This is a genomic window from Flavobacterium sp. UBA5153 (assembly GCA_002413745.1).
In the GTDB taxonomy this organism is placed as follows: Bacteria; Bacteroidota; Bacteroidia; order Flavobacteriales; family Flavobacteriaceae; genus Flavobacterium.
Genome location: DHXP01000012.1, coordinates 16,437 through 32,281, shown reverse-complemented (window position 1 = coordinate 32,281; position 15,845 = coordinate 16,437). Strand labels below are relative to the sequence as shown.

Genomic DNA, 15,845 nt, shown 5'->3' with positions numbered 1-15,845 from the left:
ATTGACCAAAACCAACCGAAATACTTTTCTTTTTACCTTCCTAATCATCGGAGTCGTGTTCTTGTTTTTAATCAACATCAGCTTGGGCTCGGTTTCCATTCCTATAAAAGACGTATTCAATAGCCTGACAGGAGGAAATTCCAGCAAGGAAACTTGGCAATACATCATCATAAATTATCGATTACCCAAAGCCATCGCAGCAATTCTCGTTGGAATGGGATTATCCATCAGCGGATTATTAATGCAAACCTTGTTCAGAAATCCATTGGCGGGACCTTATGTATTGGGATTAAGTTCCGGTGCCAGTTTAGGGGTGGCAATGGTTATTTTGGGAGCTACTTTATTGCCTGTCGGTTTATCTTCGGTTTTGCTTTCTTCTTACGGAATTGTTTTGGCTTCCAGTTTGGGCAGTTTCTTGGTTTTAATGGCAGTTTTAGCCGTTTCACACCGCTTACGTGACACGATGGCAATATTGATTGTCGGGTTAATGTTTGGGAGTTTAACCAGTGCCATCGTGGGAACGCTCACTTATTTTAGCACGGCCGAACAATTGCAAAAATTCACCTTTTGGTCATTGGGAAACCTCGGCAATTTATCGTGGTCGTCCATCGTAATTTTGTCAATTTGCGTGGCAATTGGTTTGCTTTTAAGCCTTTTGAGCATTAAACCTTTGAACGCCTTGCTTTTGGGCGAAAACTATGCCCGAAGTTTGGGAATGAATTATGAAAAGACTCGATTGATTATTATTTTGGGCACCAGTATTTTGGCAGGAAGCATCACCGCTTATGCCGGCCCAATTGCTTTCATCGGATTGGCCGTTCCACACATTGCCAAGTTAGTTTTTCAAACCAGCAATCACAAAATTTTGTTTTGGAGCACGCTGCTTCTTGGAGCGATTATTATGCTTATATGTGACAGTATTTCTCAACTTCCGGGAAGTGATATTACGTTGCCAATTAATGCCGTGACTTCTATTTTTGGAGCGCCAATCGTGATTTGGTTATTGATTAGAAAACGTAAAATGATTACATAATGTTTTTTTTTAAACGCATAGAAACATAGTTTTTCTAGTTTTTTGAGAGATGATGATAGAAACAAAATCTCCGATTTTTCATAGTATAAAATTAAAAACTATAATTATGTCTTATTAAATAAAAAAAATCGAAATATGATAACACAAAAATATTTAGACGATTTAACTTATGAAGTTATTGGTTCTGCCATAGAAGTGCATAAAATAATGGGGAGAGGTTTGCTCGAAAGTGTTTATCATCAGTGCATAAAAGAAGAATTATCCCAGAGAAAAATAAATTTCTCCACGGAGATGAAAGTTCCTCTAATTTATAAAACCAAAGAACTAAAAATAGATTTTAAATGTGACTTATTGATTGAAAATTGTTTAGTTGTAGAATTAAAATCAGTAATACAACCAAATCCTATATTTGAAGCTCAGCTTCTGACCTATATGAAACTTTTAAAAGCTCCAAAAGGCATTTTAATTAATTTTAATTGTTTCAATATTTTCAAAGAAGGGCAGAAAACTTTTGTAAACGAATATTTTAAAAATTTACCCGAAAAGTAAACTATTTCGCTATGTTTGAAACAAAGTTTCAACTATAAACTCTTTTATAGAATCCAAAAAACTATGTTTCTATGTGTTTAAAAAAATCTAAATAAAAATGAGCCATAATAACATCCTTTCCACTTCAAATTTAAGCATTGGTTATAAAACCAAAAGCTCAACATATACCATTGCCGAAAATCTAAACTTAAATTTAAAGGAAGGAAAATTAATTACCTTAATTGGTGCCAATGGGATTGGAAAATCAACTCTTTTAAGAACAATAACTGGAATCCAAAAACCCATTTCGGGAACCGTTTTGCTTAACGGAAAAGACATTCACAAATTAGAGGCGCTAACCTTGGCAAAAAATCTAAGTGTAGTCCTTACCGAAAAATTGCCCCCAAGCAACTTGACCGTTTTTGAACTCATCGCTTTGGGAAGACAACCCTATACCAATTGGATTGGAAAATTAACCGAAGTAGATTTTGCAAAAGTCAACGAAGCAATGGAACTCACGCAAATTGGCCATTTGGCAACAAAAAAACATTACGAAATCAGTGACGGACAATTACAAAAAGTTTTGATTGCACGAGCTTTGGCACAGGACACTCCGTTGATTATTTTGGACGAACCCACAACACACTTGGATTTATTGCATAAAGTTTCGGTTTTTAAATTATTGAAGAAACTTACCGAAGAAACCCAAAAATGTATATTATTTTCTACTCACGACATAGATTTGGCGATACAATTGAGCGACGAAATAATTATTATGACTCCCGAAAATGTCGTTCAGGATCAACCTTGCAATTTGATTACAAAAGGAAGCTTCAATACTTTATTTAAAGACGAACACATCGTTTTTGATGGCGAAAAAGGGAAGTTTGTGATTTCTTAAATCTTCAAGCTAATCTGCCTCTTGGCTTCGCCAATAACAAACGCAACCGAATTGGCGATATTAAAACTTCGAATCAAATTCGACATTGGAATCGTCAAATGGTTTTCAAATAGATTTAAAAATTCCTCACTCAATCCCACACTTTCCTTCCCGAAAACCAACCAATCTCCATCCTGAAAATCGGCTTCATAAATAGATTTCTCGGCGTGGGAACTCATCAAGAAAACTCGGGATTTGTCGGAAACTTTGGCAATCCATTCTTCGCTATTTTGATATTCGGTAACATCCAAATGTCCCCAATAATCCAAACCCGAACGTTTCAAGTTTTTATCATTAATGACAAACCCAAACGGATGAATCAGGTGCAAACGGCTTTCGGTACCCACACACAAACGGCCAATATTTCCGGTATTGTTGGGGATTTCGGGTTCTACTAAAACAATGTTTAACATATATTTATTTGATTATTTTGTCATTCCGAGGCACGAGGAATCTCACATCAATTAATTAATGAGATTTCTCCTTTGTCGAAATGACAAGATTACGAAAAAAAACTTTCAACCTCAACTACTTCCCCAGCTTGCAAATCGTTCAAATATACGTTTCCTATCCGAACTCTAATCAATCGCAAGGTTGGGAATCCAACGGCCGCCGTCATTTTTCGGACTTGGCGAAACTTTCCTTCATTGACCGTTATGGAAGCCCAGGAAGTTGGCCCGTGACGTTCGTCCCTTATTTTTTTTCCTCTTGCTCCAAAAGCCGGTATTTCATTAATTAGAGATGATTGGCAAGGTTTAGTTGTATATTTTGTTCCGTTAAATCCAATTTCCACGCCCTCTTTCATTTTATCAATGGCTTCCTGATTGATGATACCGTCAACTTGCACATAATATTCTTTGTCGACTTTTTTACTTCGAACGATTTCACTCATTTTTCCGTCAGTAGTAAGCAACAATAATCCTTCGGAATCCTCGTCAAGACGACCAATTGCCATTGTTCCTAATGGAAAATCGTGCAATTCGCCCAAGAGTTTCTTTTTCCGTTTCAATTCATAAATAAATTGACTCAAATAACCATAAGGCTTGTGAATAATGAAATGAGAGTGGTTCATTTATATTTTAATTTAGAGAAAGCAAATATAGTTTTGTTTTGGTAACATTAAAAATTGCGTAGCGATACATTTATACCCACAAACCAAAACCTATGTTAAATGATTGCATTACCATAACCAAATAGAATATCTTTATAAAAATTGACAATAGTAACTCTAAAATAAAACATTATGGAAAGTACTGATTTAGGTTCAAAAAAAATGAACAATAAGCAAAATACAGCAGATGAATTCAGTGCCGAAAATTCAACTGAAAATTACGATCCAGCAGCAACAAAACTTGTGGCAGAAGTTGAAACCAATAGCAGTGGAGAACAAAAAATTGTCCACAGAGCACGCAATGTTGATGCCAATCCAGAACAAAATACTGGCGCCGATAATGAAAATCCGAGTTCTAGCCTTGAGATTTTTTCAGATAAAGAAACACAAAGAATGATCGAAAACAAAGACCACAACTCTGATATTACAGCACACCGATATCCTAATTCAAATCCCGATAATCATAAGGACAGAGGAAATATAAAGCTAGACGAATAATCCTGTATTTTGTTTATGATAAGCCAACAAGAACTAAATTTCTTGTTGGCTTGTTTTATTTTGTCTATTTCTTATATTCTCAAAAAATTATTATAAAAAAAAATAAACTCTAAATATTCCAATTCAATTAGGATAAATTGATTTAATCCTAAAATCTAAAAATACATTTTTCAAATTATCTTCTTATACATTCTTAAATTGATAATATTCCTTACTTTTACTTTTTTACAAAAACAATCCTTTTATGTCAAATATGCTCCCGTTTTTATTGCTGTTTATTGTCGCTCTTGCCATTGGTGTTTTCATTGGAAAATTACTTTTTTCTGCCAAATCACTGTCTGAAAAAACATTTCTAGAAGAAAAACTGAATGATTTAAAAGAGCAATATTTAATTGAAAAAACGGCTTTGGACAAACAACTGCAACAAACCAATCAAGAAAAAGAAAGCATTCGCAACGAAAAAGAAGCCATCAACATTCAACTCACCAAGAAGGAAGTCGATTTTGAAAATCTTTGGCAACGCAACAAAGAACAAAAGGAAGAAGTCGAAAAATTACAAGAAAAGTTTACCAAGGAATTCGAGAATTTGGCCAATAAAATCCTGGACGAAAAATCAAGCAAGTTTACCGAGCAAAATAAGGAGAATATGAAAAATATTCTTTCGCCTTTGCAGGATAAAATACAATTGTTCGAGAAGAAAGTCGAAGACACGCACAAAGAAAGTATCGATTATCACGCGGCTTTACGCCAACAAATACTGGGCTTGCGCGAAATGAATATCCAAATGAGCAAGGAAACCATCAACCTGACAAAGGCTTTGAAAGGCGACAGCAAAATGCAGGGAAATTGGGGCGAACTGGTGCTGGAAAGAGTTCTCGAAAAATCGGGATTAGAAAAAGACCGAGAATATTATGTGCAACAATCTCACACCAACGAAGGTGGTCAACGTGTTTTTCCTGACGTAGTTATCAATCTTCCTGACGGAAAAAAGATGATTGTCGATTCGAAAGTGTCATTGACCGCTTATGAAAAATTCATCAACGAAGAAGATGACAGTTTGAAAAACGGCTATTTAAAAGAGCACGTCAATTCTATAAAACGCCACGTGGAGCAATTGGGAGAAAAAAATTATCATGATTTATACCAAATAGAAAGTCCTGATTTTGTGTTGCTTTTTATTCCGATGGAACCCGCCTTTGCTTTGGCATTGAATGAAGACACAACCTTATACAATAAAGCTTTCGAAAAAAATATTGTAATCGTGACGCCTTCTACCCTTTTAGCAACTTTAAGAACGATTGACAGTATGTGGGCCAACCAAAAACAACAGGAAAATGCTTTTGAAATTGCGCGACAAGCTGGAGCTTTATACGATAAATTCGAGGGTTTTGTGGCTGATTTAATTAAAATTGGAAAAAAAATAGACGAAAGCAAAGTCGAATACCAAGGTGCGATGAATAAACTCGTTGAGGGTAAAGGAAACCTCATCACGAGTGTGGAAAAATTGAAGAAAATGGGTGCCAAAGCCAAAAAAGCACTTCCCGAAAATATCTTGAATCGTGCCAACGTGGACAGTGAACTAAACCTATAAAATTTATTCGATCCATTATAAATGAATTAGGCTCTCCTTTTTGTATCAGGCAAATTTTTCCTACAATTTTTATAGAATTGTCTAAAAAATAGCGTAACTTTAAATAATTCAATTCATACTTCAATATGAAAAAAATTACACTGTTACTGCTGTTGTCAATTTCGAATATTATTATTGCCCAAAAAGAAATGATTACCGATAAAGGGATCATAAATTTCGAGGCCTCTGTTCCTTTATTTGAAGAAGTTAAAGCTTCAAACGAAACAGCTCAATGTGTCTTAAATATAAAAACTGGAGAAATTTACAGTTTATCCTTAATCAAAGATTTTCATTTTAAAATCGCTATAATGGAAGACCATTTCAATGAATATTATTTGGAAAGTGATCATTATCCAAAAGCTACTTTCAAGGGTAGAATTTTGGGTTTTAATTGGAACATTATTGGAACCTCTCCCAAAGAATTTAAAATGAAAGGCAAACTGGAAATACACGGGAAATCAAAAGAAATCACAACTATTGTTTTCCTTAGAAAAGTAGAGGATGGCTTGGAAATTATTTCGAATTTTGATATCAATATAAAAGATTTTAATATTGAAGTCCCAAAAGTATTAAGCATGAAAGTGGCAGAAACAGTGAATGTGAAGACGGAATTTTTTGTGAAATAAACTTATTTTTCCAAACAATCCCTAAGCGCCAATTCCAAACTTTTAAATTGGAATTTGAATCCTAATTTTTCAACCTTTTCAGAAGAAACTCTCCTGCCTGTGAGTATAATTTTGGACATTTCTCCCATTGCAATTTTTATCAAAAAAGCAGGAACATTAGGCAACCAAATAGAATAACCATAAATTTTAGCTAGCGTTTCAGAAAAAATTGAATTGGTTATATCATCAGCAATTGCGGCATTGTAAGCCCCTTTCATTTTTGTGTTGCTTAAAGCTTCAAGATAAATAGCACACAAATCATTAATGTGAATCCAAGGCATATATTGCTTGCCTGAACCTAATGCTGAACCCAGCTTCAATTTAAAAATAGGCGTCAGTTTATTTAAAAATCCATCCTCTTTTCCTAATACCAAACCCGTCCTGATTTTAACAGTCCGAATGCCTAAACTTTCTATAGTATCAGCTGCTGCTTCCCATTTTTGGCAAGTTATTCCCAAAAAATCATTGGCTGGAAGCGTTTCTTCGGTACAAATTGCTGAACCATTCACTGCACCATAAATCCCAATTCCTGAAGCCGAAATAAAGACTTCCAATTTTTTATTGTTTTTTTTCAAAACGTTATAAATTAACTGAATAGATTGTTCTCTACTTTCAATAATTTCCGTTTTCCGTTTTGCTGTCCATCTTTTTTCGGCAATGTTTTCACCAGCAAGATGAATGATGAAATCCGCATTCAAAACGGCATTTTCATCAATATAATGATTGGAAATATCCCATTTATAATAGGTGATATCTTCCGTGTTTTGTTTCAGATTTCGACTTAAAATTGAAACAGAATATCCTTTTTTGACCAACAAATCAGTCAAATTCTTTCCAACAAATCCCGTTCCTCCGCTTATTAGTACATTTTTTTTCATTTCAACAAAATTGATTCTAAAGTTAATACAAAATTCCATTTTTATAACCAACATACCAAAACCTCAAATAAACAGTTGAATCAATGTGTTATTAAACTTATTCACAACAATACCTTTTCATTGAAAGTATAATTTTCTTATAATGCAAACTTGATTTTAAATAGTATTATTTATTTACATAACTTTATCAAAAACTATCTATGTCTATCTCTGACAAATTTCGTCTCGACAATAAAGTCGCTATCATAACTGGCGCCAGCAAAGGAATTGGTAAAGCCATCGCATTAGCATTGGGCCAACAAGGCGCAAAAATCGTGATTGTCAGTCGCAAGCAGGAAGCAGTAGACGAAGTAGTAAGAGAGTTTTTGGACGAAGGCATTGAAGCCATTGGGATTGCTGCAAATATGGGCGATTTTATCCAAATAAAAAAATTGGTAAATAAAACTGTAGAACATTTTGGAGGAATTGATATTGTGGTAAATAATGCCGCCATCAATCCAAGTTTTGGTCCAATAATAGAAACTGACATTTCAACATTCGACAAAATAATGGCAGTCAATGTAAAAGGCCCTTTAGAATTGTGCAAATTGGCTTATCCGCTTATGAAACAAAGAGGAGCCGGTTCCATAATCAACATTAGTAGCATCGAAGGAATTACTCCCGGATTAGGTTTGGGATTATACAGCATTAGCAAAGCCACTTTAATTGCGCTCACAAAAGTTTTGGCAAAAGAATGGGGTAAAGATTCCATAAGAGCCAATGTCATTTGTCCGGGATTAATCAACACAAAATTCAGTCAGGCATTAATAGAAAACGAAAAGATTTTGAAACACGTGTTATCAAAACAGTCGTTGCCACAATTAGCCGAACCGTTTGATATTGCAGGTTTGGCTTTATTTCTGGCTTCGGATTCATCGTCATTTTGTACCGGTTCCGTAATCACTGCCGACGGCGGTTATACCATTTAACAGAAATGCTAAACAAGCTAAACACATAGATTAAACATTATTTTAGTAACCCATAAATTCAAAAAAAGTTATGACAAAGCAATACATAAGTATGGATAACCTTCGTTTTCTTTTATACGAAGTGCATAAAATTCAAGATTTATTGGGTTATAAACGCTATGAACACATTAGTGGCATCGAAGAAATAAACTTGATTATCAATGCCGCAAAAGATATTGCCGACAAAGAAATGTTTCCTTTTTTTAAAGAAATGGATGAAAAACCCGTGGTGTTTAAAGATGGGAAAATCCATTCGCATCCGCAATTGAAAAATGTTTTTAAGGCCGTTGCCGATGCGGGATGGTTCAGCGCCACAACCGAATTAGAACAGGGCGGAATGCAATTGCCTTTTACCTTATATTCGGCGGGACATCTTATTTTTGAAGCCGCAAATAGTAGTGCCCAAGGTTATATTGGTCTTTCCACCGGCGCATTAGAACTCATAGAAACTTTTGGCGACAAATCACTGAATGAAGCCTATGTGCCCAATATGATAGCAGGAAAATGGCAAGGAACAATGGCGCTTACCGAACCACAAGCGGGAAGTTCCCTGTCGGATATTACTACTGCCGCCAACCCAACCGAAAATGATTATTATGAAATTGTCGGGCAGAAAATATTTATTTCTGGCGGAGAACACGAAGCCTGCGACAATTTTGTCCATCTTACATTGGCCAGAATAAAAGGTGCGCCAGCGGGAACGAAGGGCATTTCATTATTTGTTGTTCCAAAATTTGTCCCAGTGAATGGAGAATTGCAATACAACCACGTTGTGTGTGCCGGAGATTTTCAAAAAATGGGGCAACGCGGTTATGCCACCACGCATTTGATTTTTGGCGAAAGCGGAATTACCAAGGGTTTTCTTGTTGGCGAAGCGAATAAAGGCTTGTCGTATATGTTTCAAATGATGAATTCCGCCCGAATTGCTGTTGGACAAACGGCGGCGGCAGTTGCTTCGGCGGCTTATTATGCTTCTTTGCATTATGCCAATGAAAGACCGCAAGGCAGGCCCATTGCCAGTAAAGACTTGGCACAAGAACAAATATTAATCATCAACCACGCAGATGTTCGCCGATTATTGATGCAACAAAAAGCAATTGTGGAAGGTTCTTTGAGCCTTATCTATGAATGTTTGAAATATTTTGACTTGGAGAAAGTAACCGAAGGAGAAGAAAGAGAAAAAATGTATTTACTCTTGGAAATTTTAACGCCAATTGTAAAAACCTATCCCTCGGATGCGGGGATTACATCGGTGAGTAATGCCTTGCAGGTTTTGGGTGGTTATGGTTTTACAATGGATTTTGACTTGCAGCAATACTACCGTGACATTCGAATTATGTCTATTTATGAAGGAACTTCCGGTATCCAGTCACTTGATCTTTTGGGGAGAAAAATACCAATGCAAAACGGAAAAGCGTTCCAGTTACTAATAGGCGAAATAATGCAAGCCATTCATTTGGCAAAAGAATTAGATGAACTAATTCCTTATGCCGAGAAATTGGCTTTGGCAATGGAGACTTATAAAACCACCTTAAATCATTTGCAACAATTTGCAAAACAAGGAGAAATTGAAAGATATTTGGCCGATGCCACCGTGTTTATGGAACTTTCTGGAATAATTACCATCGCTTGGCAATGGCTAAAACAGGCAACCATTGCACAGAAAGCCTTGAAAACCGGTGATACATCAAACCAAAGCACCGTTTTTTATGAAAGCAAGATTGAAACAATGAAATTCTTCTTCAAATATGAATTACCAAAACATCTATCTATCAGCGACACATTGATGAACCCTGAAATTGTGACGATAAAATCGGAGAAGGAAATGTTGATGTAATTAAAATTGCGAAGTTTTACCTAAATAATTTCACTAAAAATCATACTCAAAGTTAAATTTTTAGATATTCTAAATTGGTGATTCACATACGATTAGAACTATTTACAAACTGAAACAAATCGCCCTTTTTTATGATTATCATCCTAAATATTCATTGTTGTCCGATTAAATTTTAAAAAAATGTACCTATCGTCTCTATGGGGCTTTAATCATTCTTCCATTATTTGTTGACATTCCTCATCTAAACGGAAATAAATAACGCTAAATTTGTAGTACTAATTGCAATACTAATCTTTGGAATTATTGGGTTTTTGGGTTTAAAACAAATATTAAATCAGAATCAATTAAAAGCAATGACGAATAAAATAGTAAACTTTTTAGACCTTCACACCGGAGAAGAAGACAAGAAAAAAGTATTGGAAAACGTAAAATCCAATATCTCGTTCAGGGGTTCTAATTTATGGATTTTGGCTTGTGCCATAGTAATCGCTTCCGTTGGATTAAACATGAATTCGACCGCAGTAGTTATTGGTGCCATGCTTATTTCTCCTTTGATGGGGCCAATCGTGGGAGCTGGTTTTAGTTTAGGCATCTTTGATTTTGACCTATTAAAAAAAGCGCTCAAAAACCTTGCAATAGCAACCGTGGTAGGTTTGTTGGTATCTGCAATTTATTTCTTTTTGAGTCCGTTCAAGGAAACACAATCCGAGTTATTGTCCAGAACTTCACCAAACATTTATGATATTTTAATTGCTTTTTTTGGTGGACTTGTTGGAGTTATTGCCATAACCAGAGTCGAAAAAGGGAATCCAATTCCCGGAGTCGCCATTGCCACCGCCTTGATGCCTCCTTTATGCACCGCGGGATACGGACTGGCGATAGGCAATTTTAAATTCTTTCTTGGAGCAATATTTTTATACACCATCAACTGTGTTTTTATATGTATCGCCACCTTTTTTATAGTCAAATATTTAAAATATCCTCCAACAAAACAAATAGATGAAAGACACGAAAAACAAGTAAAGTACGTGATAACGACTTTAATTCTAGCATTACTGTTGCCCAGTACTTATTTTGCCTATAAACTTGTCGACGAAAAAAAATACAATCAAAAAATCGAACTCTTTATCAACAATGAATTTTCAAATAAAGGATATACGCTCCTGTACAAGAAGATTACTTTTAATACCAATCCCAAAATATTAGTGCTTGGTTTTCTGACCAAAAAATTTGCCGATCCTGAAATTAAGACCCTCAACCAAAAATTGAACGAGTATAAAATTGCTAATACCATATTACAAATCAGGCAGGACACAACCGATTTGAAAAAATACATCCTGAACGAGATCAACATTGGAAAGACCGGAATAAATGAAAAAGACTTGAAAATAGCCAATTTAGAACAAAATATATTAGCTAACCAATACGACAACAAAGCACTACTGTCCGAAGCCAAAATAATATTCCCGGAAATCGAGAATCTATCCATTTCCAATCACACTTTCAATAAAAACACCGATAGTTTAAAAACAGTTCCCGTTCTGGTTTACCAAAGCAAAAAAGACCTTCCCGAAGCTTCAAAACAAAAACTGACTTTGTGGTTGCAACAAAGACTATCGAAAAACAAAATCGAAATTTATAAGCAAAACTAAAATGAGCGGAGAAAAAGATTTACAAACATTGCTAAAAACTATGAAACCTGAATAGGGTATGTAAATAAAACCCGTACTATTAGTTAAGCAACATTTTTAAAATTATTTTTCTGGTTCCAAAATTCTTCAATTTTTTTTGTAATCTAAAACGGAATGCCTTCTATAAAAACAGAAAGGGAAACGTAACTTTTCTAGTTTTAAGTTTAGCGTGTTTCCTATTTTATTTTACCCCATCACCCACTGTCTTCAATTAAGCATTTCTGCAAAACCATACGCTTTTTACTCTCAATTTAAATAGTTGAAAATGTGCGAATTATATAACTTATCCCTAAATTTGTGTAACACTTTTCGTGTTATGAGAGTCTACTTTTACATTGTGATAAATTAGTGCTAATTTATGTTCTAGAGAAACAACAATAGTAACTTCAATCAAAGTAAAGGAGATAAATATACTTCCTATCAAAATCCTAATAATTAGGCTAAAAATATTACAAGTAGGTTTGATTTAAAAAAACGAACATGGAATACTATTTTAGTAAAACAATTGGAGGCAGCTTTGAAAACGTCATTCAAAAAGTTACAGATGCTCTCAAAACGGAAGGGTTTGGCATATTGACAGAAATTGACTTAAAAGCCACCTTAAAGAAAAAATTGGAGGTTGATTTTTATAATTATAAAATTCTTGGCGCCTGCAATCCGACTTTCGCATACAAAGCCCTACAACTTGAAGACAAAGGCTTAAAGCCTGGAAAAACCACCAATTATTGTACGAAGCTAAACTGAAAGAAATGCGGCACATCAAAGGACTGGATAATAAACGTTCCTATTTCAGCCATCTTTCTGAAATCATGTATTGTACCATTAAAGTTTCGGATTAAAGCAAGGTAATTTATTCGCGATCTTCTGCCCCATGGCTTTTGATAGCAAAGGAGCCTATTGGATCAGCGACAGTAAAACTGTTCAAAATCCATATTTGGGAAGTAAAATGCCAACTTGTGGCGAAGTCAAGGAAGAATTATAATTCATAAATCAAAAATGGAACATCCAAAACAACCCGATGAGCCTGCAAAAATGGCAAAAATGGATCATTCAAAAATGGACCACGGTTCCATGAAACACGAAGACAACCCATCAATGGGAATGGAAGGGCATAATCATCATGCCATGATGATTGCTGATTTTAAAAAGCGGTTTTATCTGGTGCTTATTCTGACTGTTCCCATCATGCTGTTATCAGCCATGATACAGAAATTTATGGGTGTCGATTGGCAGTTTACAGGTTCCAAGTATATTTTACTTGCCTTATCATCAGTGGTGTTTATTTACGGTGGTTGGCCCTTTTTTAAAGGATTGGTTACTGAAATAAAAACAAAGACGCCAGGCATGATGTTTTTAATTGGCTTTGCCATAACATCAGCTTATACCTACAGTGCCGCCGTTGTTTTTGGTCTGAAGGGCATGGATTTTTTCTGGGAACTCGCCACGCTAATCCTGATCATGCTTTTGGGACATTGGATCGAAATGAAATCTGTTGCTGGGGCATCAAAAGAATTAGAGTTACTGGTTCAGTTGATGCCAGCCGATGCCCACATGGTAATGCCGGATATGGTGCATGATGTAAAGACTGAAACGCTGAAAGAGAACGACATCATTCTTGTCAAGCCAGGTGAAAAAGTTGCTGCCGATGGAATAATTCTGGAAGGGGAAAGCTACCTGAATGAATCCATGCTTACCGGAGAGTCAAAGCCTGTTAAGAAAACAAAAGGTCAAAAAGTAATTGCCGGTTCAATTAACGGGAATGGATCAATTAAAGTGACTGTTACCCATGCCTCGAAAGATTCTTATATCTCACAGCTGGTAAAGCTGGTTGATGCTGCTCAAAAATCAAAATCCAAAACTCAGTTACTGGCTGACACGGCTGCTAAATGGTTAACCATTATTGCCATTGTTGCGGGTATCTCTACATTTTTGTATTGGTATTTAACAGGACAAACATTAGCCTTTGCTCTGGAAAGAATGATTACCGTGATCGTTATTTGCTGTCCTCATGCATTAGGATTGGCAATACCCTTGGTAGTAGCCAAATCAACAGCAATATCGGCAAAAAACGGATTGCTGATCAAGAACAGAATCGCATTTGAAAATTCAAGAAAAATCACGACCATCGTATTCGACAAAACGGGTACCCTTACTGTTGGGAAATTTGAAGTATCAAAAATTGTTTCCCTGAAAAGTGAACTTACTGAAGATGAAATCATTCGGATAGCATCTGCCTTGGAGCAACAATCAGAGCATCCTATTGCAACTGGTATTCTTCTAAAAGCAAAAGACTTATCTGTCGATATTCCTTCAACAGAAAACTTTAAAGCCATAACCGGAAAAGGAATTGAAGCCACCGTGGAAGGTAAAAAGGTACTGGTAGTTAGTCCCGGCTATTTGAAAGAAAATAAGATAGCCGTTCCCGATGACTTCAAAGCCGATGATACCGAAACGGTTGTATTTGTAATCATCAATAATGATTTGGCAGGTTACATTGCTTTGTCTGATGAGCTACGACCGGAATCAGCCGAAGCTATCAAGACTTTAAAAGAAAACCACATTAAATCAATATTGCTAACCGGCGATAACAGTAAAGTAGCAAAAAGTGTAAGTGATAAATTGGGTTTGGATAGTTTTATTGCCGAAGTATTACCCGATCAGAAATTAGATAAGATAAAAGAACTCCAAAGTAAAGGCGAATTTGTGGCTATGACAGGCGATGGCGTAAATGACGCACCGGCACTGGCACAGGCTGATGTGGGCATTGCGGTAGGTTCAGGAAGTGATATTGCAGCAGAAACAGCGGGCATTGTTCTGGTAAACAGTAATCCAAAAGATATTGTGAACCTGATCCTGTTTGGGAAAGCTACACATCGCAAAATGATTCAAAACCTGATATGGGCAACAGGTTACAATATTGTGGCATTGCCTTTGGCCGCCGGTGTACTTTATGCATGGCACATATTGCTCACTCCTGCGATTGGTGCCGCACTGATGTCGGTCAGCACGGTAATTGTGGCTGTCAACGCTAGTATGTTGCGACTGAAAGACGAGCCTAAACTGAATTCCAAAGATGAACCTCGATCAAATGCCGAAGACGAAAATAAGGATGAAGCTAAAGACGATTCTCAGCCTGAAGCAAAGGATGAGTCCCAACCTGAAGCAAAAGCTGAACCTCAATCAGAAGGCAAAGACGAGCCGATGACTCAAGTAAAAGATGATTCTGAAGCAAAGAGCGAATCTCAGCAAGAAGATAAAAGCGAATCAGAAACCAAAGAAGAGTCAATGACTGAAGCAAACGCTCAAGTTAAGCCTGAAGCAAAAGCTGAATCAAAACCTGAAACTAAAGACGAATCTCAGACTGAAGTTAAAGGTGAACCTGATATCAAAGCCGAGCCGATAACTGAAACAAAAGCTGTGAACAAGCCTGAAGAAAATACCAATATACCTTCCACTGTGACTCTGGAAATCGTCAAACGGGTTCATGAATTTTACGAAGAACTCGGACGCGAGGACGTTAGGGCAGTAATGGACATGGAGAAAACGGAGCAGGAAATTCCGAAACCGGAAACCAAAGCTGAAGTTCAACCTGAAACTAAAAGCGAACATAAAGTCAAAGACGAGCCTAAACCTGAAACAAAGGCCAATACAACTTCAGATTCGACGCCGGAAATCGTCACCCGGGAACATGAATTATATGAGAAGCTGGGGCGCGGGGACGTTTCTGCAGTCCAGAACATGGAAATTCCGAAACAGGAAAACAAGGGCGAGTCGAAACCTAAAGTCAAAACCGAAGTCAAGGTTGAATCTAAGGTTGAATCTAAGGTTGAGCCAAAGATCAAAGTTAAGGCTGAACTAAAACATAGAGATGATACCAGGCATCAACCAAAAGACAATGCTGAACATCATACTGTTGCGAAATCCAAGCCCAAACCTGAAGTAAAATCCGGGCATAAACAAGTAGTTAAGGTCAAGCCTAAGCCCGGTTCCAAAAAATAATCAATTTTCAATGAACGGTTGCAGGAAT

General features: G+C 36.3%; 14 protein-coding genes and 1 pseudogene. 12 read left to right on the top strand and 3 right to left on the bottom strand.

The window, feature by feature from the left end:
• Position 1: 1 nt before the first annotated feature.
• The 3 genes from B2145_RS02450 to B2145_RS02440 all read left to right on the top strand — a co-directional run bounded on the left by B2145_RS02450 (position 2) and on the right by B2145_RS02440 (position 2,462).
• Positions 2-1,033, top strand: a complete 1,032-nt coding sequence (locus tag B2145_RS02450) for a FecCD family ABC transporter permease (protein WP_291097743.1) — start codon at positions 2-4, stop codon at positions 1,031-1,033.
• A gap of 135 nt (positions 1,034-1,168) precedes the next feature.
• Positions 1,169-1,582, top strand: a complete 414-nt coding sequence (locus tag B2145_RS02445; protein WP_291097741.1) for a GxxExxY protein — start codon at positions 1,169-1,171, stop codon at positions 1,580-1,582.
• 97 nt (positions 1,583-1,679) lie between these two features.
• Positions 1,680-2,462, top strand: coding sequence for an ABC transporter ATP-binding protein (locus B2145_RS02440; RefSeq protein ID WP_291097739.1), 783 nt, complete (start codon positions 1,680-1,682; stop codon positions 2,460-2,462).
• Here the strand turns inward: B2145_RS02440 and B2145_RS02435 are convergent.
• On the bottom strand, positions 2,459-2,914 hold the full coding sequence (locus B2145_RS02435) for a tRNA (cytidine(34)-2'-O)-methyltransferase (RefSeq protein WP_291097737.1): 456 nt from the start codon (positions 2,912-2,914) through the stop codon (positions 2,459-2,461). The genes B2145_RS02440 and B2145_RS02435 overlap by 4 nt on opposite strands.
• Positions 2,915-3,003: 89 nt before the next feature.
• A complete protein-coding gene (locus tag B2145_RS02430; protein ID WP_291097735.1) occupies positions 3,004-3,573 on the bottom strand; it encodes a pseudouridine synthase in 570 nt (189 codons plus the stop codon).
• Between the two features lie 171 nt (positions 3,574-3,744).
• Between B2145_RS02430 and B2145_RS02425 the strand changes: the two genes are divergently transcribed.
• From B2145_RS02425 to B2145_RS02415, 3 genes are all read left to right on the top strand, one after another.
• Positions 3,745-4,110, top strand: coding sequence for a hypothetical protein (locus B2145_RS02425; RefSeq protein WP_291097734.1), 366 nt, complete (start codon positions 3,745-3,747; stop codon positions 4,108-4,110).
• A gap of 244 nt (positions 4,111-4,354) precedes the next feature.
• A complete protein-coding gene (rmuC, locus tag B2145_RS02420; protein ID WP_291097732.1) occupies positions 4,355-5,701 on the top strand; it encodes a DNA recombination protein RmuC in 1,347 nt (448 codons plus the stop codon).
• Positions 5,702-5,826: 125 nt separating this feature from the next.
• On the top strand, positions 5,827-6,366 hold the full coding sequence (locus B2145_RS02415; RefSeq protein WP_291097730.1) for a YceI family protein: 540 nt from the start codon (positions 5,827-5,829) through the stop codon (positions 6,364-6,366).
• Between the two features lie 2 nt (positions 6,367-6,368).
• Here the strand turns inward: B2145_RS02415 and B2145_RS02410 are convergent, their stop codons facing one another.
• Positions 6,369-7,283 (bottom strand): TIGR01777 family oxidoreductase, encoded by a 915-nt coding sequence (locus B2145_RS02410; RefSeq protein ID WP_291097728.1) that lies wholly within the window; start codon positions 7,281-7,283, stop codon positions 6,369-6,371.
• Positions 7,284-7,483: 200 nt separating this feature from the next.
• Between B2145_RS02410 and B2145_RS02405 the strand changes: the two genes are divergently transcribed.
• The 6 genes and pseudogenes from B2145_RS02405 to B2145_RS02385 all read left to right on the top strand — a co-directional run bounded on the left by B2145_RS02405 (position 7,484) and on the right by B2145_RS02385 (position 15,817).
• Positions 7,484-8,251, top strand: a complete 768-nt coding sequence (locus B2145_RS02405) for an SDR family NAD(P)-dependent oxidoreductase (protein ID WP_291097726.1) — start codon at positions 7,484-7,486, stop codon at positions 8,249-8,251.
• Between the two features lie 70 nt (positions 8,252-8,321).
• Positions 8,322-10,127 (top strand): acyl-CoA dehydrogenase, encoded by a 1,806-nt coding sequence (locus tag B2145_RS02400; RefSeq protein ID WP_291097724.1) that lies wholly within the window; start codon positions 8,322-8,324, stop codon positions 10,125-10,127.
• A gap of 353 nt (positions 10,128-10,480) precedes the next feature.
• Complete coding sequence (locus B2145_RS02395) at positions 10,481-11,779, top strand: TIGR00341 family protein (protein WP_291097722.1); 1,299 nt, start codon at positions 10,481-10,483, stop codon at positions 11,777-11,779.
• A gap of 519 nt (positions 11,780-12,298) precedes the next feature.
• Positions 12,299-12,514 (top strand): annotated as a pseudogene (locus tag B2145_RS02390) (DUF302 domain-containing protein); the annotation flags it as partial.
• Positions 12,515-12,567: 53 nt separating this feature from the next.
• A complete protein-coding gene (locus B2145_RS17670; RefSeq protein ID WP_414654639.1) occupies positions 12,568-12,657 on the top strand; it encodes a hypothetical protein in 90 nt (29 codons plus the stop codon).
• 157 nt (positions 12,658-12,814) lie between these two features.
• On the top strand, positions 12,815-15,817 hold the full coding sequence (locus B2145_RS02385; protein WP_291097720.1) for a copper-translocating P-type ATPase: 3,003 nt from the start codon (positions 12,815-12,817) through the stop codon (positions 15,815-15,817).
• Positions 15,818-15,845 lie beyond the last annotated feature (28 nt).

Excerpts from the sequence above, each read along its gene's own strand:
- B2145_RS17670 (WP_414654639.1), top strand. The coding sequence starts at position 12,568 with ATGCGGCACATCAAAGGACTGGATAATAAACGTTCCTATTTCAGCCAT.
- B2145_RS02385 (WP_291097720.1), top strand. The coding sequence starts at position 12,815 with ATGGAACATCCAAAACAACCCGATGAGCCTGCAAAAATGGCAAAAATG.
- B2145_RS02410 (WP_291097728.1), bottom strand. The coding sequence starts at position 7,283 with ATGAAAAAAAATGTACTAATAAGCGGAGGAACGGGATTTGTTGGAAAG.
- rmuC (WP_291097732.1), top strand. The coding sequence starts at position 4,355 with ATGTCAAATATGCTCCCGTTTTTATTGCTGTTTATTGTCGCTCTTGCC.
- B2145_RS02405 (WP_291097726.1), top strand. The coding sequence starts at position 7,484 with ATGTCTATCTCTGACAAATTTCGTCTCGACAATAAAGTCGCTATCATA.
- B2145_RS02395 (WP_291097722.1), top strand. The coding sequence starts at position 10,481 with ATGACGAATAAAATAGTAAACTTTTTAGACCTTCACACCGGAGAAGAA.
- B2145_RS02430 (WP_291097735.1), bottom strand. The coding sequence starts at position 3,573 with ATGAACCACTCTCATTTCATTATTCACAAGCCTTATGGTTATTTGAGT.
- B2145_RS02400 (WP_291097724.1), top strand. The coding sequence starts at position 8,322 with ATGACAAAGCAATACATAAGTATGGATAACCTTCGTTTTCTTTTATAC.
- B2145_RS02425 (WP_291097734.1), top strand. The coding sequence starts at position 3,745 with ATGGAAAGTACTGATTTAGGTTCAAAAAAAATGAACAATAAGCAAAAT.
- B2145_RS02445 (WP_291097741.1), top strand. The coding sequence starts at position 1,169 with ATGATAACACAAAAATATTTAGACGATTTAACTTATGAAGTTATTGGT.
- B2145_RS02415 (WP_291097730.1), top strand. The coding sequence starts at position 5,827 with ATGAAAAAAATTACACTGTTACTGCTGTTGTCAATTTCGAATATTATT.
- B2145_RS02440 (WP_291097739.1), top strand. The coding sequence starts at position 1,680 with ATGAGCCATAATAACATCCTTTCCACTTCAAATTTAAGCATTGGTTAT.
- B2145_RS02435 (WP_291097737.1), bottom strand. The coding sequence starts at position 2,914 with ATGTTAAACATTGTTTTAGTAGAACCCGAAATCCCCAACAATACCGGA.